This window comes from Sphaerisporangium dianthi (assembly GCF_042654065.1).
Taxonomy (GTDB): Bacteria; Actinomycetota; Actinomycetes; order Streptosporangiales; family Streptosporangiaceae; genus Sphaerisporangium; species Sphaerisporangium dianthi.
Map to the genome: position 1 here is coordinate 299929 of NZ_JBHSFP010000004.1, position 25237 is coordinate 325165.

Sequence of the window (25237 nt, forward strand, 5' to 3'; positions counted from 1 at the left end):
GGAGCCGGTGTGTACCTCTTTCGCACCCTTCGCACTGTACGGGAATCAGTCGAGACGGGACATCGACGCGTCCGCCCGTCAGGACGCGTAGAAGGCGGCCAGCTCGGCGCTGAGGATCTCGGTGTCGACCTGGCCGTGTGCCATGCCTTCGAGGGTCTTGAGCCGGGAGTCGGGCAGCACGGCGTCGACCGCGTGCGCCGCGTCCTTCATGCGCGCGGCGCTGTCCGCGCCGACCAGCACCAGGGTGGGCACGGCGACGGAGGCGAACCGGTCGGCGGGGACCGGCCCGGGGCCGACGATGGCGGCCTCGTAGGCCAGGGTGTGGGCCACGGCCTCCATGCCGGCCCAGAACGGCTGGTCGCGCAGCTGGCCGATCATCTCGGCGGGGACGTCCGCGCCCTTGACCATGAACAGCTCGACCGCGTCGCCGCGGCGGCCCTCGCGCACCAGGGCGGTGATCTCCTGCTCGCTGGGCAGCGCGGGGCGGCTGCCGTCGGTGACGTAGGGGGGCTCGAACACCGCGAGCCTGCTGATCGCGGACCCCGCGTGCGCCGCCTCAAGGGCGAGGGCGCCGCCGGAGGAGCCGCCGAACACCAGGGCCGACCCGCCGGCCTCGGCGATGAGGGCGTCGAGGTCCTCGATCTCGCGCCGCACGGCGTAGGGCTCGGTGTCGCCGCTGTCGCCGCGGCCGCGCCGGTCGTAGTTGTACACGGTGAACCGGGAGGACAGCGCCTCGGCGACCGCCACGAAGATCGGGTTGGTCCTCTCGGCGAAGCCGCCGCCGACCAGGATGACCGCGGGACCGGTGCCCGAGCGGTCGTAGGCGATGGTGGTGCCGTCGGCCGACGTGACCTTCTGCATGGGGATCACTCTTTCCATGGACGTCATCCGGGTGGATGTGACGGGTGCGGTTCTCGGCGGGCGGTGGGGGCTGACGCTCCTTCACCGCCCGCTGCGGCTCCTACGGTGCCACCGAACACTAAAATTGTCAAGAACAGAGTTGTCGTCGGCTCTCGATCCGGCGGACGCGGCGGGCCGACCGGTCGGCCCGCCTGCCGACCTGGTCAGACGCGCCTGCTCGTTGCCGGAGACCCGCCTGTCCGTCTTGGCCCAACCCGCCCGGACCGGTTCGGCGAGGGTGATATACCGGCCGCTATGACGCAGAACGTGATCTCGCGGCCCTACGCCGACGCCGACCTGCCGCGGCTTCTGGCGACCTTCGCGGCGTGGATCGCCGAGGCGGGACGCTGCGGGTACGACCACGTAGGAGAGCTGCCGCATCGGATCTACGGCGATCTCCGGGGCCGCCGTCCCGTGGGCGAGCTGGTGCGGGTCTGGGAGGAGGGCGACCGCTTCGCCGGCCTGGCGATCAACCTCCGCTTCGGCGCCGCGTTCGACGTGTTCGCCGCCCCTCGCCTGCGCGGCACCCCGGCGGAGTCGCGGATGCTGCGCGAGGCGTACGAAACGACGGCCCGGCACATGGAGGACGGCGCGTTCGTGCTCACCGACGTGTTCGACTGCGACACCCGCAGGATCGACCTGCTCGCCCGGCTCGGCTTCGAGCGCTTCCGCGTCTGGGACGACGTCAACGAGCGCGGGCTCGAAGACCGGCTGCCCGAGGCGCCGGCGCCCGCCGGTTTCGTGGTGCGCACCGCCCGCCCGGACGACGCCGGTGGCCTCGCCGACGCCCGCAACCACGCGTTCCAGCAGGAGTGGACCGGCGAACTGTACCGGTCGGCCGTGATGGAGAAGCCGGGTTACGACCCCCGCCGTGAGATCGTCGCCGAGGCCCCGGACGGCACGATCGCGGCATTCGCGGTCTACTGGGTCGACGAGCGCAACAAGACCGGGCACGTCGAGCCGGTGGGCACGCACAGGGATTTCCGGCGCCGTGGCCTGGCCCGCGCGGTCATGCTGCTGGCGATGCGGCGCATGGAGGCGCTCGGCATGGTGACGGTGACGGTGAACCATGACGCGGAGAACCACGCCGCACGCGAGCTGTACCGGTCGCTGGGATTCGCCAAGAGGTACGAGACCCATGGCTATCGCCGCCCGGCTCCCGGCAGGCGCGGTTAGGAGCCCGTGGCGCCGTCGATGCGTTCGCGGAGCAGGTCGGCGTGGCCGTTGTGCCGGGCATACTCGGCGATCGTGCTCACGAGGATGCGGCGCAGCGAGATCGGCTCGCCGGTCGAGAAGCGCGTGCCCGTCGCATCGAGGGATGCGGCGCTCTCGACGATGCGGCGCGAGTGGTCGCACTCGGCCCGCCAGACGGCGAAGGCCTCGTTGACGTCGCCGTCGAGGGAGTCGAAATCTTGGTTCGGGTCGTCGTCGGAGTAGTAGAGGAGGGGGAGGTCCTCACCGGCGAACTGCAGGCGGAACCACCAACGTTCGACCCCGGAGAGATGGCGGAGCAGGCCGTGCAGGCTCAACTCGGACGGCGGGATGCATTTGTCGGACAGCCGTTCGGCCGGGACCCCTGAGCACTTCAGCTCGAACGTCTGGCGATGCCAGTCGAGATAGGACGTGAGGAGCTCGCGCTCGCCGGCCACCGAGGGCGGGTCGGTGCGCGGGTCGTCGGGCCAGGGCTGCGAAAGGTTCTCGGCGGAGATGTGCGTCATGCCTCCGCACCATGCCACGCGGCACCGACACAACCCGGCCCGCCGCGCATGAGGGACTCGGGCGGACGGGCACGGTGCGGATGGGCTCAGTGCGGCCGAACCCGGTGCGGCCGGGCGATGCCGTTCAAAGCTCGCCCGCCGGCTCGGCCGCCTCCGGCTTGACGCTGGGATGGACGGCGACGATGAGGCGATGATCGCGACCGCCCTCGGCGCCCGCGTCGTGGTACTTGCCGACCAGCGCGGCGACCGTCTCGGCCAGCTCGCGGGCGAAGGCCGCACGGTCGGCGGCCGAGGCGAAGCGGACCTCGCCGTCGATGGCGAAGGTGGCGACCTTCTGCCGCGCCTTGGCCGCGCCGGTGATCAACCGGCCGACGTCGTGCACCAGCTGCGAGGCCACCGCCAGCATCCAGCGCGCCGACAGCTGGTCGGGCGCGCGGGATGGATCGGGCGCGACCGCCGACAGCGCCACCGGCGAGATGACGTAAGATGCCGCGGTGGCGCGCATGATGCGCTCGGTGACGTTGCCCTTGCGCCGCTCTTCCACCAGCTCGACCAGGCCGTACCGCTCCAGCGTCTTGAGGTGGTAGTTGACCTTCTGGCGGGGCAGGCCGACCTTGGCCGCCAGCGTGGTGGCCGACCCCGGCTCCGACAGCTCGGCCAAAAGCCTGGCTCTCACCGGATCCAGCGAGACCTCGGCCGCCGCCGGGTCCTCGATCACCGCTACGTCCAACATGCGTCAACAGTCTCACCGACAGAATTAATTGTCAAGACGCTGGAAGTTGTCGGACCGATATCCGGGAAATGGTATGGGCATTCACCCCCGCGCGGACCGTGGTCCGACGACGGGACCACGATCCGCGAGACGGCGGGCATCTTTCCGTCAGGGGATGTTCGGCACCGACGAGGACGTGGTCGGCGAGGAGGTGGCGGTGGCGGACACCGGCGTTCCGGTCGAGTTCGGGAAGATCAGGCGGATGTTGATCGACTGGGCTTGGCGGTTGACACTGTGGCTGCGGCTGTGGCTGCGGTTCAGGTGGCGGGCCCAGTTGCGCGCCCAGCTGCGGGCGAAGGTCCGGTTCCAATTGCGGGCCCAGTTGCGGTTCCAGTTCCGGTTGCGAGGACGTGACCAGTCGCGGTCGCCGCCCCCGCCGCCCATGGTGATGCCGGCGGCGGCGTTCGCGCTGGTGGTGGTCGCGGCCCCTAGGCCGAGCATGCCCCCGGTGAGCGCTGCGCAGACCGTCAGCGTGCTCACGAACTTCTTGGCGTTGGGCATTGCATATCCCCCTTGGATGACTTCGGGTGCTTGAGAGCGGCATTCATCCGTATTGCCAGTGAATGCTGTGGTGACTCAGCGAGTCTGACTACTTGTCTTGTTTTCCTGGTTGCACGCAGCACAAACGAATTACCGCCACTTTTGCTATGTGCTTAAGCTCTTGTTGTGGTCTTCGATTCAATATTTCCCGACTTCACCGGACATGCTCGGCTTGATCTCGTTATAGCGAGACGCCCGCGGCCGACCGGGGGCCGCGCCGGTCCGGGTGGCTATTTCCGGGGAACCAGACCCTTAGTCCTCATTAAGGGGATTTAACAGCTGCGTCCATTGCGTGCGGATGAAGGGTGTTTTCTCGGGCGATAAGGCGCAACGCGTGCAACCTGGTGAAGAAGTGCGTGGATATCGTGACAAGGGGGGCCGTGTCCGTCGCGGCGCACCGTCGCGTCCAACCCCGGTGCGGCGCCACGCGCCGGTACCACATATGGTCCGGTGCATGACTGCTCATTATGACGTCGTGGTTGTCGGAGCCGGCCCCGGTGGGTATGTCGCGGCCATCCGGGCCGCCCAGCTCGGCCTGAGCGCGGCCATCGTCGAAGAACGCTACTGGGGCGGTGTCTGCCTCAACGTCGGGTGCATTCCCTCCAAGGCGCTGCTGCGCAACGCCGAGCTCGCCCACCTGTTCACCCAGGAGGCCAAGACCTTCGGCATCCAGGTGGAAGGCAAGGTCACCTTCGACTACGGCGAGGCGTTCAAGCGCAGCCGCAAGGTCGCCGACGGGCGGGTCAAGGGCGTCCACTTCCTGATGAAGAAGAACGGCATCACCGAGTACGACGGCCGTGGCACCTTCACCGACGCCCACACCTTGCAGGTGGCCCGCGCGGACGGCGGCGCCGAGACGGTGACGTTCGACCACTGCATCATCGCGACCGGCGCGACGACACGGCTGCTCCCCGGCACGTCCGTCAGCGACCGCGTCGTGACCTACGAGGAGCAGATCCTCAGCGACGCCCTTCCCGAGAGCATCGTCATCGCGGGCGCCGGCGCCATCGGCGTCGAGTTCGCGTACATCCTGCGCAACTACGGGGTCAAGGTGACGATCGTCGAGTTCCTCGACCGCATCGTTCCCCTGGAGGACGAGGAGGTCTCCGCCGAGCTGGCGCGCCGTTACAAGCGGCTCGGCATCGAGGTGCTCACCTCGACCCGGGTGGAGGCCATCGACGAGTCCGGCGAGAAGGTGCGGGTCACGGTGGCCACCGGAGACGAGCGGCGGACGATCGAGGCCGACAAGGTGATGCAGGCCATCGGCTTCCAGCCGCGCGTGCAGGGCTACGGGCTGGAGAACACCGGCGTGCGCCTGACCGAGCGCGGCGCCATCGACATCGACGGCCACTGCCGCACGAGCGTGCCGCACATCTTCGCCATCGGGGACGTCACGGCCAAGCTCATGCTCGCGCACGCGGCGGAGTCCATGGGCATCGTCGCCGCCGAGACCATCGCCGAGGCCGAGACGATGGAGCTCGACTACGTGATGATCCCGCGCGCGACCTACTGCCAGCCGCAGATCGCGAGCTTCGGGTTCACCGAGGCGCAGGCGCGCGAGAAGGGCTTCGAGGTCAAGGTGGTGAAGTTCCCCTTCACCGCCAACGGCAAGGCGCACGGCCTCGGGGACGCCGTCGGGTTCGTCAAGATCCTGAGCGATGCGCGGTACGGCGAGCTGCTCGGCGCTCACCTGATCGGGCCCGAGGTCACCGAGCTGCTGCCGGAGCTGACGCTCGCTCAGCAGTGGGATCTCACGGTCCACGAGGTGGCGCGCAACGTGCACGCGCACCCGACGCTCGGCGAGGCGGTGAAGGAGGCCGTCCACGGGCTGGCCGGCCACATGATCAACATGTGATCCCCGCGGCGCGTCGTCGTGTCGGGCCCGCTCGTCCCATCGCTTGGCGTATAACTTCGACTACTCACAGTAGTTGAACGCGCTTGAACAGGGGATCGACACGATGCGTAGGAAGTTCACCAAGGCGGCTCGGGCTCTCGCGGTCGTCTCCGGCTGCGCGGCGATCGTCGCCGGCACGACGGGCGCGTCGGCCGCCGTGGACACCGCCGCGGCGCCCGGGCCGATCCGCAGCCACGCCAACTGGCGGTGCCTGGACGCCGACCTGACCACCATCGGGTCCAACGGCACCAAGGTCCAGCTGTGGAACTGCAACGGCTGGAACAACCAGAAGTGGACCTACGACGTGCAGACGCACACGATCCGCAGCCAGTACAACGGGCGGTGCCTGGACGCCGACCTGAACACCATCGGGTCCAACGGCACCAAGGTCCAGCTGTGGAACTGCAACGGCTGGAGCAACCAGAAGTGGATCTACGACGCGATCAGCCACACGATCTACAGCATGTACAACGGGCGGTGCCTGGACGCCGACCTTAACGGCATCGGGTCCAACGGCACGAAGGTCCAGCTGTGGAACTGCAACGGCTGGGCCAACCAGAAGTGGACCATCTGAGAGCCGGGCCATGCGACGCCACCTCTTGAGAGCGGCCGGGGCGTTCATCATCGTGACCGGTTGCGCCGAGTCCGCCGCCATCGCCGCCGGTGCGCCGGCGGCCGTCGCCGGCACCTCCACGACCGGGCCCATCCGCAACCGCGCCGACGGCCGCTGCCTGGACGCCGACCTCGGCCGCATCGGCAGCAACGGCACGCGCATCCAGCTGTGGACCTGCAACGGCTGGGCCAACCAGTCGTGGACCTACGATCCGGCGACCCACACCCTCAGGAGCCTGGTCAACGGGCGGTGCCTGGACGCCGACCACGGCAACCTCACCAGGAACGGCACCCGCGTGCAGTTGTGGGACTGCAACGGCCACGCCAATCAGCAGTGGCTGTACGACCGGCGTAGCCATGCCGTCTACAGCCTCGCGAACGGGCGGTGCCTGGACGCCGACCTCAAGGCCGTCGGCAGCAACGGCGCCCGCGTCCACCTATGGGACTGCAACCGCTGGAGCAACCAGAAGTGGAGGCTGTGACCCGCGAGCCCCGCACCAGCATGTTCACCGGTCAGGGGGGTAGAGGCAGGCGCAACGACCGGACCGAGGAGAAGGCATGAAGAGAATCCTGAAACTCGTGGTGACCCGCTGGCTGGCCCGCACCCCGTTCGGGCTCGTCATCCTCGGCGTCGGGTGGTGGCTGATGCGCAAGCGCCGCGGCGCGAACGCCGGCAAGCCCGGCGAGCGGCCCGGCGATCGGCACGACGTGCTCCGTGAGCCCGGCCGCTCCTCCCGCAATCCGTACTCCTGGCAGGGGCCTTCGGCGCGCAACCGCCGCTAGGACGCCCGGTCGCCGGCCGGTCCCGCGGTCCTCACACCCGTTCCTGGCGAGGGAAGACCACTTCTCTCACCAGGAGCAGGACCGCTGCCGCCAGCGGGATGCCGAGCAGCGCGCCCACGATGCCGAGCAGCGCTCCGCCGAGCAGCGCGCCGATGATCGTGGCGATCGGCGGCACCGCCACCGACGACTTGAACACCGGCGGCGAGATCACGTAGTTCTCGATCTGCTGGTACACGATGAAGAAGATCACGCAGGCGATGCCGACCTGCACCGAGGTCAGGAAGCCGACGCCGGAGGCCACCACCGCCCCCGCCACCGCGCCGACCATGGGGATGAGGTCGGTGACGGCCACGAAGATGGCCAGCGCCAGGGCGTACGGCACCTTGAGCACCGACAGGAAGATGAAGGTCACCCCACCGGCGATCAGCGAGATGATCAGGTTGCCGGCGACGTAGCCGCCGATCTGCCTGAGGATCTCGTCGCCGAGCAGCCGCACCCGCGTGCGCCGGGAGCGCGGGACCAGCCGGTAGCCCGTCTCCTTGATCGATTGCAGCGAGCCGAGGAAGTACAGCGTCAGCACCAATATGGTGAGCCCGCTGAACAGCGCGCTGATCACGACGCTCGCCACGCCCAGCAGGCCGCCGAACATCTGGCTCGCCAGGTCGCCGCTGGTCACGTACTGCTGCACCTTCTCCAGCACCTGGTAGCGCTCGTCGACCGAGCGGATCAGCGGGTGGTTCTGCAGTTGCTGGACGTACTCCGGAAGATGCTGGATGAAGCCCGTGGTCTGCTCGGTGAGCGGAGGGACGACCGCCAGCCCGAAGACCACGAAGAACGCGATGACCCCGCCGAACACGATCGTGATCGCCAGGCGCCGGGACAGGTTGCGGCGCTGGAGGGCCTCGACGGCGGGGTTCAGTCCGATCGCCAGGAACAGCGAGATGATGATCAGGACCAGGGCGGACCCGGCCGAGGCGATGGCCTGCACGAGCAGCCAGGCGGTGAGCACGCCGAGGGCGCCGGTCAGGCCGAACAGGAACGGGTTGCTCCGCAGGGGACGCCCGGGCCGCCCGAAGGGCTGCTCGTAGTCCTTGGGATCGACTCTGGCGGCTTCCGCCATGCCCTGGCCCGCGGCGCCGGGGTCCGCCGCGGCGGGGGCGGGGCCGTCGGAGGGGCGGGGCGCCGGGGCCGGTACGGAGTCCTTCGACCGGCCGGAGTCGCTGGACGGGCCGGGGCCGCCGGACCGATCCGAGGCGCCGGCCGGATGGACGGCGTCGGACGCGTCGGACGCGCCGGAGGCGTCGGACGCGTCCGCGGGGAACGAAGGGAAGACGCTGGAGATGTCTGCGCGCTCGGAGCTGCCGGTGTCGGACACGCGGTCCTTGCTGCCCCCCGGGCGTCGCTTCAGTCCCGCTCCGTACCTGATAAATGCCGAAATTTCGCGATCTGTACGCCGATCGTGATCGTGACCGTTCGGGCACCCCCCGGGCGATCGGCATCGGCACCCAACGGGGACAACGGGGACAACGGGGACACGGTCAGCGCTCGCCGGTGCCCGCCGCCGGGCGGATCGTCGCCGCGCGCGGGCGCCCCGGACGCGGGAAACGCCCCCCGGGATCGACCCGGGGGGCGCCTCACGGCTCGGCTCAGAACGTCCTGCGCGAGGACTCGTCGGTCCTCATGCCGCCTTCCTCGGCGCCCCCGGTGTCCTCCACTCTGCCTCCGGACCACCTGCTGGCATCGGCCCCGGTGTCCTTCATGGTGTCGTTCCACTGGCGGGCGTTGTTGCGGTAGAGCACGATGCCCACCGCGCAGGCGGCGACGCCCGCCGCCAGTGCGAGCATCGACCAGCGGTTGCGCCGTTTGATCGACGGCGCGGGATCGACACGCTCGGCCGCGCGGACGAGGAACGCGCTGACCTTCGGCGCGATCTGCTCCTCGACCGAATGGGCCGCGCGGTCGAGCATGGGCGCGGCCCAGACGCGGGCGTCTTCGATGCGGTGAGCGGCCACCTCACGGGCGGTTTGCGCCACAGGACGTACTTGGTCGGCCGTCCTCATGGCCTGTGTCTTCATGCGATCCATCCGCGTGGCGGCCATGGGCATGACCAGGCTCACGCGGCGTCTTTTCAGTGTCAGGGACACGATAACCTCCCCTGTGCTTGGGGCCCCGCAGGCTCACCTTCCCGATCGAAAGCGGCTCAATCCTGACGTGGCATGGGAGGATGCGGGGTAGGCCATTGCGCCATAGTCAATGAAGCATCGCGATCTAACCGGTAACCGGACATATCGAAGGGGGCAGTCCTCGTGGCTGAGAATCTCATCGCAAAGCTGCGGACCACTCTGGGTGACGTCAAGCTCCGCCTCTTCCCCGACCACGCGCCCAAGACCGTGCGCAACTTCGTGGAACTGGCCGAAGGCACCCGCGAGTGGACCCACCCAGAGACCGGGCAGAAGACCAACGACAAGCTGTACGACGGCACGATCTTCCACCGGGTCATCCAGGGCTTCATGATCCAGGGCGGCGACCCGCTGGGCCAGGGCATCGGCGGCCCCGGCTACGACTTCGACGACGAGATCCACCCCGACCTGCAGTTCAACCGGCCTTATCTGCTCGCCATGGCCAACGCCGGCAAGCGCTTCGGCCGGGGGACGAACGGCTCGCAGTTCTTCATCACCGTCGTTCCCACCCCGCACCTCAACGGCGCCCACACCATCTTCGGCGAGGTGATCGAGGGGCAGGACGTCGTGGACGCCATCGTCAAGACGCCGACCCGGCAGGACCGCCCGCTCACCGACGTTGTCATCCAGGAGGTCGTGATCGAGCGCGTGCAGGCCTGAGCGAGGTGCCCTCGGCGGCCTCGGCCCATCGGGGCCGCCAGGGGCCACGCCCCCGCTGTGGCAGGTGAATGCGGCGATCCATGGCGCCGCGCGCCCGGCGGCGTGCATAGGGTGGCAGTCTGTGGATAGGCGCGCACAGGTGAAGGGGCCGCGAACAGGCGATGACCACTCAGCCAGATCACCCGAGTCCGTCCGACCGGCCTGAGGACCACCCTCAGCCCGGCCCCTCTGACGCGGTCCCCACCTGTTACCGGCACCCTGAGCGCGAGACCTATGTGCGGTGCCAGCGGTGCGACCGGCCCATCTGTCCCGACTGCATGCGCGTGGCCTCGGTCGGCCACCAGTGCGTCGAGTGCGTGCGCGAGGGCGGCAAGTCCGTCCGCCAGGCCGAGGCGCCCTTCGGCGGCAGGCCCGTGACCACGCCCATCGTGACGTGGGCCCTGCTCGCGATCAACGTGCTCGCCTACCTCGGCGAGGTGGTCGAGCCGAGCCAGGTCATCGGCCGGTTCGCGATGTCGGCCTACAACGTCGCCGGGGGCGAGTGGTGGCGGCTGGTCACCGGCGCCTTCCTGCACGCGCCCCCGCCGTCCTACTGGCACATCCTGTTCAACATGTGGGCCCTGTTCGTCATCGGCCCTCAACTCGAGCGCATGCTCGGCTCCTTGCGGTTCGCGAGCGTCTATCTGCTCGCGGCCCTGGGCGGGTCGGTCGCCGTCTATCTCTTCGGCTCGGTGGCCGTCGGCGCCTCGGGCGCGATCTACGGCCTGTTCGGCGCCATGTTCGTCGTGGCCCGGCGTCTCGGCTACGACGCCAGTGGAGTGATCTGGCTGATCGGGATCAACGTGGTGCTGACCTTCGTGATCCCGGGGATCAGCTGGCAGGGCCACCTCGGCGGCCTGGTCACAGGTGCGCTCGTGACGGCGCTGTTCGCCTACGCGCCCGCCGGCAACCGCAAGGCCGTCCAGTTGGGCACGGTGCTGGTGGTGCTCGCGGCCTGCGTCGCCCTGGTGGCGCTCATGACCCCCTTGGGAGCCTGAGCGGGTGCTTCCCGGGGTGGGACCCCGGGTTGCTTCCCCAGGTTGTGGATAAAACCTGTGGAAAACGTCACTCGCCGCAGGTGCCCGGTCTGACCGTCCGCCGCCGGCGAGTGCGCACGCCTTCTATCGCCAGCGGGTCGACAGCACCACGCCGAAGATGATCAGGACGAAGCCGACCGCCAGGTTCCAGTTGCCCAGGGCGGCGAGGCCCGGCGCGTCCGGCTTGATGTAGAAGACGGCGATCCACAGGATGCCGATGATCCACGTGGTGACCATCGTCGGTGCCAGCCAGCGGGGGCTCACCTTGACCTGCTGCGACTTCTGCGGCGGGGTGTAGACCGCCTTCTTGCGGGTGTTGGACTTGGGCACGGCAGCTCTCCTGGTGGGGCCCGCGCGGTGTCGCGGGCACTGGCAGCCAGCGTAATCGCTGGCCTACGAAGACCGCAGTAAGCCTAGTCGGCGTGGGCGTCGAACGGCGATTCACGCGCAAAATGTAGGTCAAGCGCCGATCGTCGTCGCGACGCCGCGGGAAGCCCTGCCTACGCTGGCCGCGCAGGCGTGGTCCGCACGCCTCCTCCGCTACTCCGGATATGTCGTGATTATGCCTTCTGGCGGTGGATATGAGGACCCTGCTGCGCTCCTGCGGTGAGCTCAGCGTCACGGCGGGCCTTGTGATGCTGCTGTTCTGCGCCTATCTGCTGTGGGGCACCGGCTCCTACACCGAGTGGTACCAGCACCTCCTCAAGCAGCAGCTCCGGCAGCCCGCCAAGCTCGCGGAGCTCGCGAAACTCGGAAAGATCCGCCTCGGCGACGCCGTCGCGCTGATCCGGATCCCCCGCCTCGGGCGCGACTACGAGTACGCCGTCCTGGAGGGCGTCGGCCCGGAGGACCTGCGCCGGGGGCCGGGACACTATCCCGGCACGGCCCGCCCGGGCAAGATCGGCAACTTCGTCCTGTCCGGCCACCGGACGACCTACGCCGCCCCGTTCAACCGCATCGACGAGCTGCGCCGTGGCGACGACATCGTCGTCGAGGCCCCCGAGGCCCGCTACACCTACCGCGTCTCCGGCAAGCAGGTCGTCACCCCCGATCAGGTGGACGTCATCGCCCCCGTGCCCAACCATCCCGGCGCGCGTCCCACCGAGGCGGTCATCACCCTCACGACCTGCCACCCCGAGTACTCCGCCCGGCAGCGGCTGGTCGTCTACGGCGTCCTGGCCGGCAGGCGCGAGCGGCGCACCTGACGGCCACGCACATGCCCGGCGCTCTTTGCGGCTCTCGAGGAAGCGAGGCGGCCACGATGTACGGATGGCTCTGGCGGATCATCCCGGGCGGCACCGGGGTGAAGCTGGCGACGATGCTGGTCCTGGCCGGTGCGGCCGGGGTCGTACTCTGGTATTTCGTGTTCCCTTCACTGGAGCCGCACGTGCCCCTCGACAGGGTGACCGTAGGCCGATGACCCGCGTGCTCGTGGTGGACAACCACGACAGTTTCGTCCACACGATCGTGCAGTACCTTCGCCGGCTGGGCGCCGAATGCGACGTCCGGCCCCGCGACCATGTGCGCGTCCAGGACGCCGAGGGCTTCGACGGCGTGGTCGTCAGCCCCGGGCCCGGCACGCCGGAGGCCGCCGGGGTGAGCGTCCCCCTGGTGACCTTCTGCGCCGAACGCGATCTTCCCCTCCTCGGCGTCTGCCTCGGCCACCAGGCCATCGCCGTCGCCTACGGCGGCGTCGTCGCCCGCGCGCCCGAGTTGATGCACGGCCGCACCAGCGAGATCTTCCATGACGGCAAGGGCGTGTTCGCCGGCCTCCCCTCACCGGTCACCATGACCCGCTACCACTCGCTGTCGGTCGTCCCGGACACCGTGCCGGACGTGCTCTCGGTCAGCGCCGTCACCGACACCGGGGTGATCATGGGCGTGCGGCACGTCACCGCCCGCGTCGAGGGGGTGCAGTTCCACCCCGAGTCCGTGCTCTCCGAGCACGGTCACGAACTTCTCCGAAATTGGCTGGCCCAAATCGTGTAACGCCGGACGGCTCTGTGACGACTATCGGATGAGGGTCTCCGCCGTCGCCCCCGAGCGGCGGAGACCCTCTTCTCATGCCCGGCCCCGGACCACGGGCCCCCGGACGCGGAAAAGCCCCTCCCCGAGCCGGGGAGGGGCTTTTCGCGTCGAGCGGACCAGGCGTCAGTTGCCGAAGTCGTCCGGCGGCGGCTCGCTGAACGGGTCGTCGGTCGTCGGCTCGTCGGTCGGCTGCTGGTTGGGGTCGGTCGGCTGGTCGGTGGGCTGGTCGGTCGGGAAGGTCTCCTCCGGCGGCCCGGAGGACACCACCAGCGTGATCGTCATGCCCGGGGTGAGCTTGGAGCCGGGACGCGGGCTCTGGCTGATGACGCTGCCCTGGGGGACGTCGGTGCTGGTCTGCTCGTTGACCCTCACCTTGAAGCCCGCGCCCTTCAGCGTGGCCGTGGCGTCCTTGACGGTCTGGCCGGTGACGTCGGGCACGTCGGTCTGCGTCTTGGGCACGTAGATCTTGACGATCGCCCCTTCGTCGACCTTCTCGCCCGCGGCCGGCTTGGTCTGGAAGACCTTCTCCTGCTCCTTGGCGGAGACGACGCTGACCACCTGCACGTTGAGCTTGCCGGCTTCGAGGGTCTGAGTGGCCTCCTCCACCGTGCTGCCGATCACGTCGGGCACCGCCACCTGCTTGACGCCCTTGGAGACCTTGAGCTGGACGGTGGCGCCCTTGGCGACCTGCTGGCCCGCGGCGGGCTCGGTGCCGATGACGGTGCCCTTGTCGACGTCGGAGTTGAACTCCTGGACGACCTCGACCTTCAGCCCCAGGCTCTCCAGTTTGGCCTTGGCGGCGTCCTCCGTCTGATTCTTCACCAGAGGGATCGAGACCTGGGTGGCGGCCTCCTGGCCGCCGTCGGAGCTCAGGAAGGCGTAGCCGATGCCGATGAAGGCGCCGATCACCAGAAGGGGGATGAGGATCCACGCGGCCGTCTTGAGCGCGGTGTTCCCCGAGGACGCGCGGTGGCGCTCGGAGCGGCCGCCGGTCTGCGTCGGGGCGTACTCGTAGGCGGGCACCGCGTTGCTGCGCTGGGTCGCCGGCCCGCCGGGCGTGTTCAGCGTGCGGGTCTGCTGGCCGGTGTAGTTGTTGCTCATCGCCATGGTGTGCGAGGCGTCGACCGGCATGCCGGACATGGCCCGCTGGATGTCGGCCCGCATCTCGGCGGCGCTCTGGTAGCGGTGCGCCGGGTCCTTGGCCATGGCCTTCAGCACGATCGCGTCGGCCCACTGGGGGATGTCGGGGTCGATGCGCGACGGCGGGATCGGGTCTTCGCGCACGTGCTGGTAGGCGATGGCCACCGGCGAGTCGCCGGTGAACGGCGGCTGGCCTGTGAGCAGTTCGTAGAACACGCAGCCCGTGGAGTAGATGTCGCTGCGGGCGTCCACGCGCTCGCCGCGAGCCTGCTCGGGGGAGAGGTACTGGGCGGTGCCGATGACCTGCGCCGTCTGCGTCATGGTCGCGGCGGAGTCGGCCATCGCGCGGGCGATGCCGAAGTCCATGACCTTGACGTCGCCGGCGAGCGTGATCATGACGTTGGCCGGCTTGATGTCACGGTGGACGATGCCGCCCCGGTGGCTGTAGTCGAGGGCGCGCAGAATGCCGTCGACCAGCTCGGCCGCCCGCTCGGGAAGCAGGCGCCGGTCGGCTCGCAGCAGGTCGCGCAGGGTGCGTCCGTCGACGAACTCCATGACGATGTAGGGCACGGGCGTGGACTCCGTCATGTCCTCGCCGGTGTCGTACACCGCGACGACGGAGGGGTGGTTCAGCGACGCCGCGGACTGTGCTTCGCGGCGGAAACGGGCCTGGAAGGTGTGATCTCTCGCCAGATCTGAACGGAGCGTCTTGATGGCGACAACTCGGTCCAGCCGGATGTCCCGGGCGCGATACACCTCGGCCATGCCGCCGCGCCCGACGACTCCGTCGAGCTCGTAGCGACCACCGAGTAGCCGAGGCTGAGTCATTTCCTGCACTGTCCCTTGCCGTTCATCTTGGGTACCGGCCCGCGGTGCGGCTGCCGGTGTCCATCATCGACCCCGCACCGCATTACGTCTCCCCGTTCGGGGGGATTGTGGTGCTTGCTGATGAGGTGGGGCTTGGCGTCTCACTCGGCGTGGGGGTCGGTGTGGGCGTCGGAGTAGGGGTCGGAGTAGCGGACGGGGTCGGTGTCGGCGTGCGTCGCCGGGTTGGCGTCGCCGACGTGATTACCGTAGCCGACCGTGACGTCAGCGGCTTGACAGACTTCACCGGTTTCGGTCGAACGGATGCCGCCGAAGTGCGCGCCGGGGCCGAGGACGGCACGGGGTCGCCGGTCACCGGGTTGGGCGGCGCGGCCGGCCCGCCGTCCAGGCGCAACTCGGGGATCGCGCCGGCCGCCAGCGCGCCGAGCCCGACCGCCGCCGCGCAACCCGCGGCGGCGACCAGTCCGATGGCGCCGCGACTGCGACGGCGCCCGCGCCGCGGAAGCGGCCGGGCCGTGCCGGGGCTCGCCGGAGGCCGTCCGATGCGGGTCGGCGTGGCGGGCGGGGCGTCCTGGGTGGTGGGTTCGTACCGGGCGGCGAAGCCGCCGGAGGGCCTGCCGGCCGTGCCGGCCGTCGCGCCGGTCACGGGGACGGGCGTCGCGCCACTCGCGTACAGGGCGCCGGACTCTTCGATCGCCCTGCGGACCGCGAAGCCGGACGGATCGGTGAGCATGCTGAGGTGCGAATCGGTGGCGCCCGCCAGGGAGTCGCGCAGCACCATCGCGCGGTCGGCCAGGTCGCGGGCGGTGCCCGGCCGGTGCTCGGGGGCCTTGGCCAGCATGGCGACGACCAGGTCGCGCACGGGGCTCGGCACCGTGGCGGGCAGCGGAGGCGTCTGCTCGTTCAGGTGGCGCAGGGCGATCGCGACCTGGTTGCCGCCCGTGAACGGCGGCTGCCCGGTCAGGCACTCGTACGCCACGACGCCGAGGGAGTACAGGTCGGTCGACGGGGTGAGCGTGCTGCCGGACGCCTGCTCGGGGCTCACGTACTGCGCGGTGCCGAGCACGGTGCCCGTCATGGTCATGCGCGAGCTCTCGAGGGCCCGCGCGATGCCGAAGTCGGTGACCTTGATGAGGCCGGCCTCGGTGACCAGCAGGTTGCCCGGCTTGATGTCGCGGTGGATGATGCCCGCCCGGTGGGCCGTGTGCAGGGCCCGCGCGGTCTGGCCGACGACGTCGAGGGTCACCTCGGGGCTGAGCGTGCCGTTGCGGGCGAGGATCGCCGACAGCGGCTCACCGGTCACGAGCTCCATCACCAGATAGGCCAGGTCGTCCTGCTCGCCGTAGTCGAAGACCTGGGCGATGCCGGGGTCGGCCAGGGCGGCGGTGATGCGCGCCTCGTTGCGGAAGCGCTCGCGGAACTCAGGATCGGCTGCCACGTGCTGGCGCAGCAACTTCACCGCGACGTCGCGGCCGAGCAGCCGGTCGGTGGCGCGCCAGACCTCGCCCATGCCGCCGGCGGCGATGCGCCCGGTCAGCCGGTAGCGGTCGTTCAGCACCCGGTCGGTGAAGGTCACTGGCCGAGCACCGCCTGCATCACGTCGTGCGCGATGGGCGCGGCCACCTGGCCGCCGGTGGCGTCGTTGCCGGCGCTGCCGGACTCGACGAACACCGCCACCGCGACCTTCGGGTCCTCGGCGGGGGCGAAGGAGATGAACCAGGCGTGGGACGCGGCCCCCTTGGCGGTCTCGGCCGTTCCCGTCTTGCCCGCCACCGTGATGCCGGGAAGCTGGGCCGCCGTGCCGGTGCCGTTCTGCACCACGCTGATCATCATCTGCCGCAGCTTGTCGGCGACGTCGGCGCTGATGGCCTCGTCCAGCTCCTGCGGGCGCGCCTTGTCGATCTCGTCGCCGCCCGGGCTGACGATCTTGTTGACGAGGTAGGGCTTCATGACCTTGCCCTCGTTGGCCACCGCCGCGGCCACCATGGCCATCTGCAGCGGCGTCATCTGGTTGCTGCGCTGGCCGATCGCGGTCTGCACCAGCGCGGCCTTGCCCTCGTCGGAGCCGATGTCGCTCCTGACGACGCTCAGCGGGATGCTCATCTCCTGGCCGATGCCGAACTTCGCGGCCTGCTCCTGGAGCTTGTCGTAGCCCATCTCCAGCGCCATGGTGCCGAACGCCGTGTTGCAGGAGATGGTCAGCGCGTCGAGGAGCGTGGCGCGGCCGCCGCACGACTCGCCGTGGTAGTTGCGCAGGCCGATGGTGGTGCCCGGCAGCGGCAGGATGTCGGGCGCGTCCACCGTGGTGTTGACGTCGCGCGACTCGTCCTCGCTGAGGTAGGCCGCCGAGGTGATCACCTTGAACGTCGAGCCGGGGGCGTAGGTCTTGCTCGTGGCGCGGTTGATCAGCGGCTCGTTGTCGTCGGCGTTGAGCTTGTTGTACGCCTTGGCGGCCTTGCCCTTGTCGGGCACGGCGATCGGGCCGGGGTCGAAGCTCGGCACCGACACCATGGTGAGCACCGCTCCGGTCTTCGGGTCGAGCGCCACGACGGCGCCGCGCTTGCCGCTCTTCCGCATGTCCTCGTAGGCGACCCTCTGTGCCTTGGGCACCAGGGTCAGATCGACTGCCGCGCCTTGGGCCGGCTTGCTGGTGACCAGGTCGACCGCGCGGCGGACGAACAGATCGGGGTGGGTGCCGTTGAGGTACTCGTTCTCGGCGTTCTCGATGCCGCGCTCGCTCTCGGGCGCGAAGAACCCGATGACCGGCGCGAAGACCGGGCCGTCGACGTACTTGCGCTGGAAGCGGAAGGTCTTGCCGTTGCCGGTGTCGACCGACTTGGCGAGCGTCTCGCCGCCCGCGGTGATCATGCCCCGCTCGCTCTCGTAGCGCGCGTAGAAGCTGCGGGCGTTGCGGTTGTCGTGGCGGAGCTGGTCGGCCTTGACGGCCTGCACGTAGTTGATGTTGATCATCAACAGGCCGAACATGAGGAGACAGGCCGCCGCGACCCGCTTGAGCGTGCCGTTCATCGCTGGAACACCTGCGTCAGCCCCTCGTCCTGGATCGCCTGCGGCGGCGGCCTGCGTGCCGCGTCCGACATGCGTACCAGCAGCGCGATAAGGATCCAGTTAGACAGCAGGGCGGAGCCGCCCTGCGACATGAACGGCGTGACCAGGCCGGTCAGCGGGATCAGGTTGGTCACGCCCCCGACGATGATGAAGACCTGCCAGGCGAGGATGAACGACAGGCCGCCCGCCAGCAGCTTGCTGAACGGGTCGCGCGCCGCGATGGAGGTGCGCAGGCCGCGCTCGACGATCAGCGCGTAGACCATGAGCAGCGCCATCAGGCCGGTGAGCCCGAGCTCCTCGCCGGTGGCGGTGAAGATGAAGTCCGAGAAGGACAGCGGGATGAGATAGGGATGGCCCTGCCCCAGCCCGGTGCCGAGGATGCCGCCGGACCCCAGGGCGAACAGGCTCTCCATCAGCTGACCGCTGCCGCCCGCGCGGTAGAACAGCTCGGGGTCGCCCGGGTTGAGCCAGACCTCGAAACGGTTGCCGACGTGGCTGAACAACTGGCCGGCGACGAACGCGCCGCCGACGAACAGCAGCACGCCGATCAGGACCCACGAGGTGCGCTGCGTGGCGATGTAGAGCATCGCGATGAACGCGCCGAACAGCAGCAGCGAGGTGCCGAGGTCCTTCTCGAGGACCAGGACGCCGACGCTGACGATCCAGGTGATGAGCACGGGCCCGAGGTCGCGGGCCCGGGGCAGATCGATGAAGAGCAGGCGGCGCCCGGCGAGCGCGAGGACGTCGCGCTTGGCGACCAGGTAGCCCGCGAAGAACACGACCAGCGCCAGCTTGGCGAACTCGCCCGGCTGGATGGAGAAGCCCCCGACCACGACCCAGATGCGGGCGCCCTGGATCTCTTTGCCCACGAACGGCGCCATGGGCAGGATCAGCAGCCCGAGCCCGACGAAACCCGCCGTGTACGTCATGCGCTGCAGCGCGCGGTGATCGCGCAGCACGATCAGCGTGACGGAGAACATGACGACGCCGAGGGCGGTCCAGAACAGCTGGGTGTTCGGCGAGGCGAGCTTCGTGGCCAGCTCAAGGCGATAGATCATCACCAGGCCGATGCCGTTGACCAGCGTCACCAGGGGAAGAATGAGGGGATCGGCCCAGGGGGCGAACTTCGCCAGCACGAAGTAGGCGGCCAGCATCAGGCCACCGAGGCCGAGGCCGTAGCCCAGCATGCCGGCGGGGATCTTGCCGCCCTCGCCCAGACCGACATTGGCATAGGCGACCATGACGATCGCGACCGCGAAGGCGAGCATGACAAGCTGCGCCCCGCGCCGTTTTGCGGTCATGGGGACGGCCGCGACGTCTACGGCACTCACTTACGAGGACTCCGTGGGGCTCGGGGTAGCAGTCGGCTGCGTGGTCTTCTGGTCGCCGCCGGACTTGGCCTTGAGGTCGTTGATCTTCGTCTGTCCTGCCTGGAGGTCGGCCACGGGGATGCCCCGCCGAACCTGCTCGCGCTCCGGCTCGGGGATCGACGACACGGAAAGGCCGGTGCTCTGGGCGACGGAGTTCAGTTGGATCGGTCCGATGGTGGAGTCGACTCCGCGGAACAAGACTAGCTCGTCGCCTTTGGCGCCGACGTAGTACTGATCCTGCGTCCACCGCCATCCGAAATAACCACCACCCCCCACGACCACCACGAGAAGCCCGATCACGACCGCGGCCATCGGCCACACGCGCCGTCTCCTGACACGCCGCGGGGCGGCCATGGCGTTCGCCGCCGGGCCGCCCGCGGGTTCGTCGGAAAGGTCGTCGTCCACGATCACAGGCTGAGGAGCGGTGATCGTGGACGCGCGCCCCGCCGGCGTGTCGGGAGGCTGGGAACGCAGCCGGTTGGACCCGGCGGCGCCCACGACCGCGGCGTCACCCGCCACGACCTGGCCTTCCTCGATCTCGACGACGTCGGCGACGATGCATGTGATGTTGTCGGGGCCACCGCCCCGGTTGGCGAGGTCGATGAGCTGCCGTACGACGGACTCGGGCTCGTCGACCGTGGTGAGGGTGTGATGCAGGGTCTCGGCGCTGACGACGCTGGACAGGCCGTCCGAGCACAGCAGGTAGCGGTCGTTGATCTGCGCTTCGCGAAGCGACAGATCGGGATCCACCTCGCCGCTGCCGTCGAGGGCGCGCAGCAAGATCGAGCGCTGAGGATGACTGGCGGCTTCCTCCTGTGTGATCCTTCCGTCGTCCACCAGCGACTGCACCAGGGTGTGATCGTGCGTGATCTGGTACAGCTCGCCGTTGCGGAGCAGGTAGGCACGGGAGTCGCCGACGTGGACGAGGGCGACGCGGGTGCCCGACCACAGCATGGCCGTGAGGGTGGTGCCCATGCCCTTGAGGCTGGGATCACGGCCGACCATCTCGTGCAGTTTGCGATTGGCATCGCGCACCGCGGCCTCGATGGCGCTGAGCAGGTCACCCCCGGAGGCGTCCCGGTCAAGGGACGACATGGCGGTGATGGCGACCGAACTGGCCACCTCACCGTGAGCGTGCCCGCCCATACCGTCTGCGACGGCGAGCAGGCGCGGGCTCGCGTACGCCGAGTCCTCGTTTCCTTCGCGGAGGAGGCCGACGTCCGAGCGGGCGGCGTAGCGGAGTGCGATTGTCATTTGCGCAATTCGATGACGGTTTTACCGATGCGGATCGGCTGGCCGAGGTGCACCGGAGTCGGGCGGGTCACTTTGGAGCGGTCGAGATACGTGCCGTTGGTCGAGCCGAGGTCTTCCACGATCCACTGACCGTCCTGGGGGAACAGCCGGGCGTGCCGGCTGGAAGCGTAATCGTCGCTGAGCACCAGCGTGGCGTCATTCGCCCGACCGATAGTGATTGGCGTCTCCGTGAGGTTGATGATGGTTCCTTGCAGGGGACCACCCGTAACGACCAGTTGTTTCGGCTCCCCCTTCTTGGGCTTGGCTGGTTGGCGTGCGGGTTTGCCGGGTTTGCGGGCGACCGCCGGAGCGGTCGAGCGTGATCCGAACAAGTCTGTCCGGATCACTCCCACCGCGGCAATCACAAAGAACCACAGCACCGCGAGGAACGCGAGCCGGATCAGCAGCAGAGTGAGCTCGGACATGGACCGTCTGTCTACCCTTAATCGCGCCGGAACACCAGAGTTGTGCGCCCCAAGGTCACGCGGGTGCCGTCCTGGAGCTCGATCCGGCGTACTGGCTGGCCGTTGACGAATGTGCCGTTCGTTGAACCGAGATCGACGAGGGCGACTGTGGGCCCCTCGACTCTGAGCTCGGCGTGGTGCCTGGAGACGCCTGGATCCACCAGCCGCAGATCGCAGTCGGTGCCCCTCCCGAGAAGCGTCACAGGGGTCGTCAGCTCGAACGATCGCTGGCCCTGCGGGTCGTCCTGAGTGGACACCAGCAGGCGCGGACGCCCGGCGAACGCGCTCGGCTTGCTCGCGGGGAGGTCGCTGACGGGCTGCCGGATCTCGTCCTGCTCGACCGTCGCCCCCCGGATCACCCCCGAGCGGATGCGGAACAAACCCACCGCCAGATCGTCGGCGGTCTCGAAGCGCACCCGGACAGGTCCCACAAAGGAGTACCCCTGCTCCTTGGCGTACTCCCTGGCGAGGTTGGCGAGCTCGTGGCCGATGCTGTCGGCGTACACCTCCAGCCGCTCGCTGTCGGTCGTGGACAGCTCCACCACGAAGTCGTTCGGCACAAGCGTGCGGCCCTGAGCCACGATCGCGGCCCGTTCGTCCATCTCTCGCTGGACCGCGCTGGCGACCTCGACCGGCTGAAGGTCAGATTTGAACGCCCGCGCAAAGGCCCCCTCAACCAAGCCTTCGAGCCTGCGCTCGAAGCGCTGAAGGACTCCCACCGGGTACCTCCCTTCCTCCATCGTCTAGGAGGATCGTATCCGGGTTCGGTGGCATGCACGGATCCGTGCTAGCCTTTCACCGCACTCAACAAGGGCGAGTGGCGGAATGGCAGACGCGCACGGTTCAGGTCCGTGTGTCCGAAAGGATGTGAGGGTTCAAATCCCTCCTCGCCCACTCGGACCCCGCACGGTCGAGGCTCAGGCCTCTTCCCCGGGGTCCTTGTGTTTTCCCAGGGGGACACCCCCTGGAACCCCCGGACCCCGCATGGTCGAGGCTCAGACCTCTTCCCCCGGGGTTCTCGTGTTCTCCAGAGGGACACCCCCCGGAATTCCGAGACCCCGCTGGGCGAAGCTCGGGCGTCCGCCCCGGGGACCTCGTGTCGGTCCGGGGTTCTAAGGCGATCGGTGTCATGCGTCGGCCTCCGGGGTTGGCGTGTCCAAGGAGTCGGCCCCTGGAACCCCCGAAGGTTCGAGGTCTCGCGGCGCCTGATGGGCTTTGCCCAGCAGAAGGCACAAGACACCCCTGTGATGAAGGGGCTTCGATCAAGGTAGTCCGCGGCGCCCGGCGAGAGAAGCCCCGCCGGGCGCTCGCCGGCATATTTCTTGACGTGCGCTGTGGCCGACCCACCCCGGATGTCTAGCCGTCCCGGCTTTCAGATCGCTTTCGGCGTGCTTGCACGCGCGTTCAGCAGTTCTCCGACGAGGTCGCCGAGGCTGACCAGGCCGACGACGCGCCCGTCCCCGCTCGTGACGAGGCCCAGATGGGCGTGAGCGTCCTGGAGACGCTCCACGGCCTCCGGAATGGTGGTGGACGCCTTGAGGCGCGGCGCGGGGCTCATGAGCTTCTCTGGAGGCGTCCCTGGGTGCAGGACGGCGTCCCGGACGTGCAGCACGCCCAGCACGTTCGCCGGGGAGCCGCCGTTGACCAGGAGCCTCAGGTGGCCGGTCGCCGCCGCGACGCGCCGCACGACGCTCTCGGACGCGCCGGAGGGCACGGCCGTGGCCTGCTCGATGGGCACCATCAGCCGCTCCACGGGCTGTGACTGGACGCGGAGCGCGCTGGTCAGCAGGTCGTGCTCGTCCCGGTCCAGCAGCCCCATGCGGGCCGACTCGCCGACCAGCATGGCGAGCTGGGGCGGCGTCCGCGTGGTGGCGAGCTCGTCGCGCGGCCGGACGCCGAAGGCGCGCAGCAGGCCGTTGGAGAGCCCGTTGAGCGCCGCGAGCACCGGCCTGGCGATCCACGTGAATCCGCGGAACGGCAGGGCCAGGCGCATCGCCGCCCGCTCGGGGTGGGTCAGCGCCCAGGACTTGGGCGCCATCTCTCCCACCACCATGTGCAAGAACGTGATGACCGCCAGGGCGATGACGTAGGCGACGCCCACACGCACGGACTCGGGAAGCCCGACGAGCCCGAAGACCGGTTCGAGCAGGTGCTCGATCGCCGGTTCTGTGACCATGGCCAGGCCGAGCGAGCACAGCGTGATGCCGAACTGCGCGCCGGCCAGCATGAGCGAGAGCTCTCGCCCGTTGCGGAGGGCGGCGCGGCCGGCCGCCCTGGTCAGGCGGCCCCCGCCGGAGGCGGCCTCCTCAAGGCGGTGCCGGCTGCCCGACACCACGGCGAACTCGGCCGCGACGAACAGGCCGTTGCCGACGAGCAGCACGACGCCGAGCAGCAGGGCGGTGGCGGTGTTCATCGGACCTCACCGCTCATGACCGCCGCGTCGGAGACCCGGGGCGCGAGCCGCACCCGGTCGGGGATCCTGCGCTGGACGTCCAGCACGGTTACCAGGACCTCCCTGCCGGCGGGCTCGCTGACCTCCAGCAGGTCCGGCTCGGCGACGAGGGGCAGGTTCACCTCGTCCCCCGGCTCGGCGAGGCGGCCGAGGCGGGCCATGATCAGACCCGCCACGGTCTCGTAGTCGTCGCTCTCGGGAAGCCGCAGCCCGGTCGCGCGTTCCACCTCGTCCAGGCGCAGGGTGCCGCGCACGTCCCAGGTGCCGTCCTCCAGGGCGACCGCCTCGGCCGGGTCGGGGTCGTTCTCGTCCACCAGCTCGCCGACGAGCTCTTCGGCCAGGTCCTCCATCGTGACGACGCCGGCCAGGCCGCCGTACTCGTCGATGACGCACGCCAGCTCGCGGCCGGACACGCGCATCCGTTCGCGCAGAGCGGGGAGCGGGAGCGTGGTCGGCACGAGCAGGGGCGCGACGCTGATGCGTTCGATGGGCACGTCGTCGGAGGGGGCCCTGAGCCACTCTCGGAGGCCGGTCACGCCGAAGACGTCGCCGCCCTCACCGAGCACGGGGTAGCGGGAGTGCCCGGAGGACCTCAGGGCGGCGAGCAGGTCGGACGCGGGCCGTCCGGCGCGTAGCGAGACCACGCGCGGACGGGGCACCATGACGTCCTCGGCGGTGCGGTCGCCGAACTCCAGCGCGCGCTCCAGCAGGTCCGACAGGCGCCCGGAGAGGTCGCCCGCGGCCTCCGACTCGGCGATGATGCGCGACAGCTCCTCGGGGGTGGCGCCGTGCTCCACCTCCTCCACGGGCTCGACGCCGAACAGGCGGAGCAACCGCGCGGCCGAGGTGTCGAAGAAGCGGATGACCGGTCCCGCGACGGCCATGTAGACGAGGGTGGGCCCGGCCAGCCACTTGGCGGCCGGCTCGGGACGGGCGATGCCGAAGTTCTTGGGCACCAGCTCGCCGAGCACCATCTGGACGATCGTGGCGGCGACCAGTCCGAGGGTGACCGCGACGCCGGGGATCGCGGCCTGCGGGACGCCGGCGGCCGCGAGGCCGGGGGTGATCAGCGGGGTGAGCGCGGGTTCGGTGATGAAGCCCACGAGCAGCGTGGTCACGGTGATGCCGAGCTGGGCGCCCGACAACATGAACGAGAGCCTGCCGGTGACCTTCAGGGCCCGCTCGGCGGCGGCGTCGCCCGAGGCGGCCTGCTGCCGGAGCGTCGCCCGGTCGGAGGCGACGAACGCGAACTCCTGTGCGACGAAGAAACCCGTCGCCAGGGTGAGAACAAGAACGGCCAGACCGAGAACCATGGTCACAGCTGGGCCGTCCCGGATTTGACGAGGCCCGTGCCGTGGCACGGGCAGGTACTCCACGGGTCCGGAGCGGACACGACTGTCCTTTCGCTAGAGGTCGTCGATAACGGTAACGGTGGGGGGTCGGGCAATGTTTCCCGCGACTCAA

Annotated in this window: 26 protein-coding genes and 1 tRNA gene; 11 read left to right on the forward strand and 16 right to left on the reverse strand. The window is 69.6% G+C overall.

Annotation, left to right across the window (positions count from 1 at the left end; all coding sequences use genetic code 11):
• Positions 1 to 78: 78 nt before the first annotated feature.
• Positions 79 to 861: an alpha/beta fold hydrolase gene (locus ACFO60_RS09290; protein WP_380839144.1), complete on the reverse strand. Its 783-nt coding sequence runs from the start codon at positions 859 to 861 to the stop codon at positions 79 to 81.
• Between the two features lie 294 nt (positions 862 to 1155).
• On the opposite strand from ACFO60_RS09290, the gene ACFO60_RS09295 reads away from it, so the two are divergent.
• Entirely contained in the window at positions 1156 to 2076 is a 921-nt protein-coding gene (locus ACFO60_RS09295) for a GNAT family N-acetyltransferase (protein ID WP_380839146.1), read from the forward strand.
• On the opposite strand, the gene ACFO60_RS09300 is transcribed toward ACFO60_RS09295, so the two are convergent.
• The 3 genes from ACFO60_RS09300 to ACFO60_RS09310 all read right to left on the reverse strand — a co-directional run bounded on the left by ACFO60_RS09300 (position 2073) and on the right by ACFO60_RS09310 (position 3891).
• Positions 2073 to 2618, reverse strand: coding sequence for a DinB family protein (locus ACFO60_RS09300; RefSeq protein ID WP_380839147.1), 546 nt, complete (start codon positions 2616 to 2618; stop codon positions 2073 to 2075). The two genes, ACFO60_RS09295 and ACFO60_RS09300, sit on opposite strands and share 4 nt — an antisense overlap.
• Positions 2619 to 2742: 124 nt before the next feature.
• A complete protein-coding gene (locus ACFO60_RS09305; protein WP_380839149.1) occupies positions 2743 to 3351 on the reverse strand; it encodes an ArsR/SmtB family transcription factor in 609 nt (202 codons plus the stop codon).
• A 147-nt stretch (positions 3352 to 3498) separates the two neighbouring features.
• Positions 3499 to 3891 carry a hypothetical protein gene (locus ACFO60_RS09310; RefSeq protein WP_380839150.1) on the reverse strand — a complete coding sequence of 131 codons (393 nt, stop codon included), beginning with the start codon at positions 3889 to 3891 and terminating at the stop codon, positions 3499 to 3501.
• A 493-nt stretch (positions 3892 to 4384) separates the two neighbouring features.
• Between ACFO60_RS09310 and lpdA the strand changes: the two genes are divergently transcribed.
• The 4 genes from lpdA (at position 4385) to ACFO60_RS09330 (ending at position 7219) form a co-directional block, all read left to right on the forward strand.
• Positions 4385 to 5785, forward strand: a complete 1401-nt coding sequence (gene lpdA, locus ACFO60_RS09315) for a dihydrolipoyl dehydrogenase (RefSeq protein ID WP_380839152.1) — start codon at positions 4385 to 4387, stop codon at positions 5783 to 5785.
• A 103-nt stretch (positions 5786 to 5888) separates the two neighbouring features.
• On the forward strand, positions 5889 to 6398 hold the full coding sequence (locus ACFO60_RS09320; RefSeq protein ID WP_380839154.1) for an RICIN domain-containing protein: 510 nt from the start codon (positions 5889 to 5891) through the stop codon (positions 6396 to 6398).
• A 10-nt stretch (positions 6399 to 6408) separates the two neighbouring features.
• The gene (locus ACFO60_RS09325; RefSeq protein WP_380839156.1) at positions 6409 to 6918 is read left to right on the forward strand and encodes an RICIN domain-containing protein; all 510 of its coding nucleotides are present in this window, start codon (positions 6409 to 6411) and stop codon (positions 6916 to 6918) included.
• A 76-nt stretch (positions 6919 to 6994) separates the two neighbouring features.
• Positions 6995 to 7219: a DUF6203 family protein gene (locus ACFO60_RS09330; protein ID WP_380839158.1), complete on the forward strand. Its 225-nt coding sequence runs from the start codon at positions 6995 to 6997 to the stop codon at positions 7217 to 7219.
• 31 nt (positions 7220 to 7250) lie between these two features.
• On the opposite strand, the gene ACFO60_RS09335 is transcribed toward ACFO60_RS09330, so the two are convergent.
• Together ACFO60_RS09335 and ACFO60_RS09340 are read right to left on the reverse strand one after the other, a co-directional pair.
• Positions 7251 to 8594, reverse strand: coding sequence for an AI-2E family transporter (locus ACFO60_RS09335; protein ID WP_380839160.1), 1344 nt, complete (start codon positions 8592 to 8594; stop codon positions 7251 to 7253).
• Positions 8595 to 8865: 271 nt separating this feature from the next.
• The gene (locus ACFO60_RS09340; protein ID WP_380839162.1) at positions 8866 to 9252 is read right to left on the reverse strand and encodes a hypothetical protein; all 387 of its coding nucleotides are present in this window, start codon (positions 9250 to 9252) and stop codon (positions 8866 to 8868) included.
• A gap of 273 nt (positions 9253 to 9525) precedes the next feature.
• Here ACFO60_RS09340 and ACFO60_RS09345 point away from each other — a divergent pair, with 273 nt between their 5' ends.
• Positions 9526 to 10059, forward strand: a complete 534-nt coding sequence (locus tag ACFO60_RS09345) for a peptidylprolyl isomerase (protein ID WP_380839164.1) — start codon at positions 9526 to 9528, stop codon at positions 10057 to 10059.
• A gap of 317 nt (positions 10060 to 10376) precedes the next feature.
• Positions 10377 to 11096 carry a rhomboid family intramembrane serine protease gene (locus ACFO60_RS09350; RefSeq protein WP_380839166.1) on the forward strand — a complete coding sequence of 240 codons (720 nt, stop codon included), beginning with the start codon at positions 10377 to 10379 and terminating at the stop codon, positions 11094 to 11096.
• Positions 11097 to 11219: 123 nt separating this feature from the next.
• Here the strand turns inward: ACFO60_RS09350 and ACFO60_RS09355 are convergent, their stop codons facing one another.
• Positions 11220 to 11465: a cell division protein CrgA gene (locus tag ACFO60_RS09355; protein WP_380839168.1), complete on the reverse strand. Its 246-nt coding sequence runs from the start codon at positions 11463 to 11465 to the stop codon at positions 11220 to 11222.
• Positions 11466 to 11716: 251 nt separating this feature from the next.
• On the opposite strand from ACFO60_RS09355, the gene ACFO60_RS09360 reads away from it, so the two are divergent.
• Genes ACFO60_RS09360 through ACFO60_RS09370 form a run of 3 tightly spaced genes read left to right on the forward strand, consistent with a single transcriptional unit; the run spans position 11717 to position 13124 of the window.
• Positions 11717 to 12340 carry a class E sortase gene (locus ACFO60_RS09360; RefSeq protein WP_380839336.1) on the forward strand — a complete coding sequence of 208 codons (624 nt, stop codon included), beginning with the start codon at positions 11717 to 11719 and terminating at the stop codon, positions 12338 to 12340.
• Between the two features lie 56 nt (positions 12341 to 12396).
• The gene (locus tag ACFO60_RS09365) at positions 12397 to 12555 is read left to right on the forward strand and encodes a hypothetical protein (protein ID WP_380839170.1); all 159 of its coding nucleotides are present in this window, start codon (positions 12397 to 12399) and stop codon (positions 12553 to 12555) included.
• Positions 12552 to 13124 carry an anthranilate synthase component II gene (locus ACFO60_RS09370; protein ID WP_380839172.1) on the forward strand — a complete coding sequence of 191 codons (573 nt, stop codon included), beginning with the start codon at positions 12552 to 12554 and terminating at the stop codon, positions 13122 to 13124. Before ACFO60_RS09365 ends, ACFO60_RS09370 begins: the two co-directional genes overlap by 4 nt.
• Before the next feature lie 162 nt (positions 13125 to 13286).
• On the opposite strand, the gene pknB is transcribed toward ACFO60_RS09370, so the two are convergent.
• The 7 genes from pknB to ACFO60_RS09405 all read right to left on the reverse strand — a co-directional run bounded on the left by pknB (position 13287) and on the right by ACFO60_RS09405 (position 22040).
• The gene (gene pknB, locus ACFO60_RS09375) at positions 13287 to 15131 is read right to left on the reverse strand and encodes a Stk1 family PASTA domain-containing Ser/Thr kinase (RefSeq protein ID WP_380839174.1); all 1845 of its coding nucleotides are present in this window, start codon (positions 15129 to 15131) and stop codon (positions 13287 to 13289) included.
• 82 nt (positions 15132 to 15213) lie between these two features.
• Positions 15214 to 16704 (reverse strand): serine/threonine-protein kinase, encoded by a 1491-nt coding sequence (locus tag ACFO60_RS09380; protein ID WP_380839176.1) that lies wholly within the window; start codon positions 16702 to 16704, stop codon positions 15214 to 15216.
• Positions 16701 to 18155, reverse strand: a complete 1455-nt coding sequence (locus ACFO60_RS09385; RefSeq protein WP_380839178.1) for a peptidoglycan D,D-transpeptidase FtsI family protein — start codon at positions 18153 to 18155, stop codon at positions 16701 to 16703. Before ACFO60_RS09385 ends, ACFO60_RS09380 begins: the two co-directional genes overlap by 4 nt.
• The gene (locus ACFO60_RS09390) at positions 18152 to 19495 is read right to left on the reverse strand and encodes an FtsW/RodA/SpoVE family cell cycle protein (protein WP_380839338.1); all 1344 of its coding nucleotides are present in this window, start codon (positions 19493 to 19495) and stop codon (positions 18152 to 18154) included. The genes ACFO60_RS09385 and ACFO60_RS09390 overlap by 4 nt, the downstream gene beginning before the upstream one ends.
• A gap of 30 nt (positions 19496 to 19525) precedes the next feature.
• Positions 19526 to 20818, reverse strand: coding sequence for a Stp1/IreP family PP2C-type Ser/Thr phosphatase (locus ACFO60_RS09395; protein WP_380839180.1), 1293 nt, complete (start codon positions 20816 to 20818; stop codon positions 19526 to 19528).
• Positions 20815 to 21282 (reverse strand): FHA domain-containing protein FhaB/FipA, encoded by a 468-nt coding sequence (locus tag ACFO60_RS09400; RefSeq protein ID WP_380839182.1) that lies wholly within the window; start codon positions 21280 to 21282, stop codon positions 20815 to 20817. The genes ACFO60_RS09395 and ACFO60_RS09400 overlap by 4 nt, the downstream gene beginning before the upstream one ends.
• A 17-nt stretch (positions 21283 to 21299) precedes the next feature.
• Positions 21300 to 22040 (reverse strand): FhaA domain-containing protein, encoded by a 741-nt coding sequence (locus tag ACFO60_RS09405; RefSeq protein ID WP_380839184.1) that lies wholly within the window; start codon positions 22038 to 22040, stop codon positions 21300 to 21302.
• Between the two features lie 92 nt (positions 22041 to 22132).
• Here ACFO60_RS09405 and ACFO60_RS09410 point away from each other — a divergent pair.
• Positions 22133 to 22215 (forward strand) — tRNA-Leu (locus tag ACFO60_RS09410).
• 478 nt (positions 22216 to 22693) lie between these two features.
• Here the strand turns inward: ACFO60_RS09410 and ACFO60_RS09415 are convergent.
• Both ACFO60_RS09415 and ACFO60_RS09420 read right to left on the reverse strand, forming a co-directional pair.
• Positions 22694 to 23734, reverse strand: coding sequence for a hemolysin family protein (locus ACFO60_RS09415; protein WP_380839186.1), 1041 nt, complete (start codon positions 23732 to 23734; stop codon positions 22694 to 22696).
• Positions 23731 to 25086 (reverse strand): hemolysin family protein, encoded by a 1356-nt coding sequence (locus ACFO60_RS09420; protein WP_380839340.1) that lies wholly within the window; start codon positions 25084 to 25086, stop codon positions 23731 to 23733. The genes ACFO60_RS09415 and ACFO60_RS09420 overlap by 4 nt, the downstream gene beginning before the upstream one ends.
• Positions 25087 to 25237 lie beyond the last annotated feature (151 nt).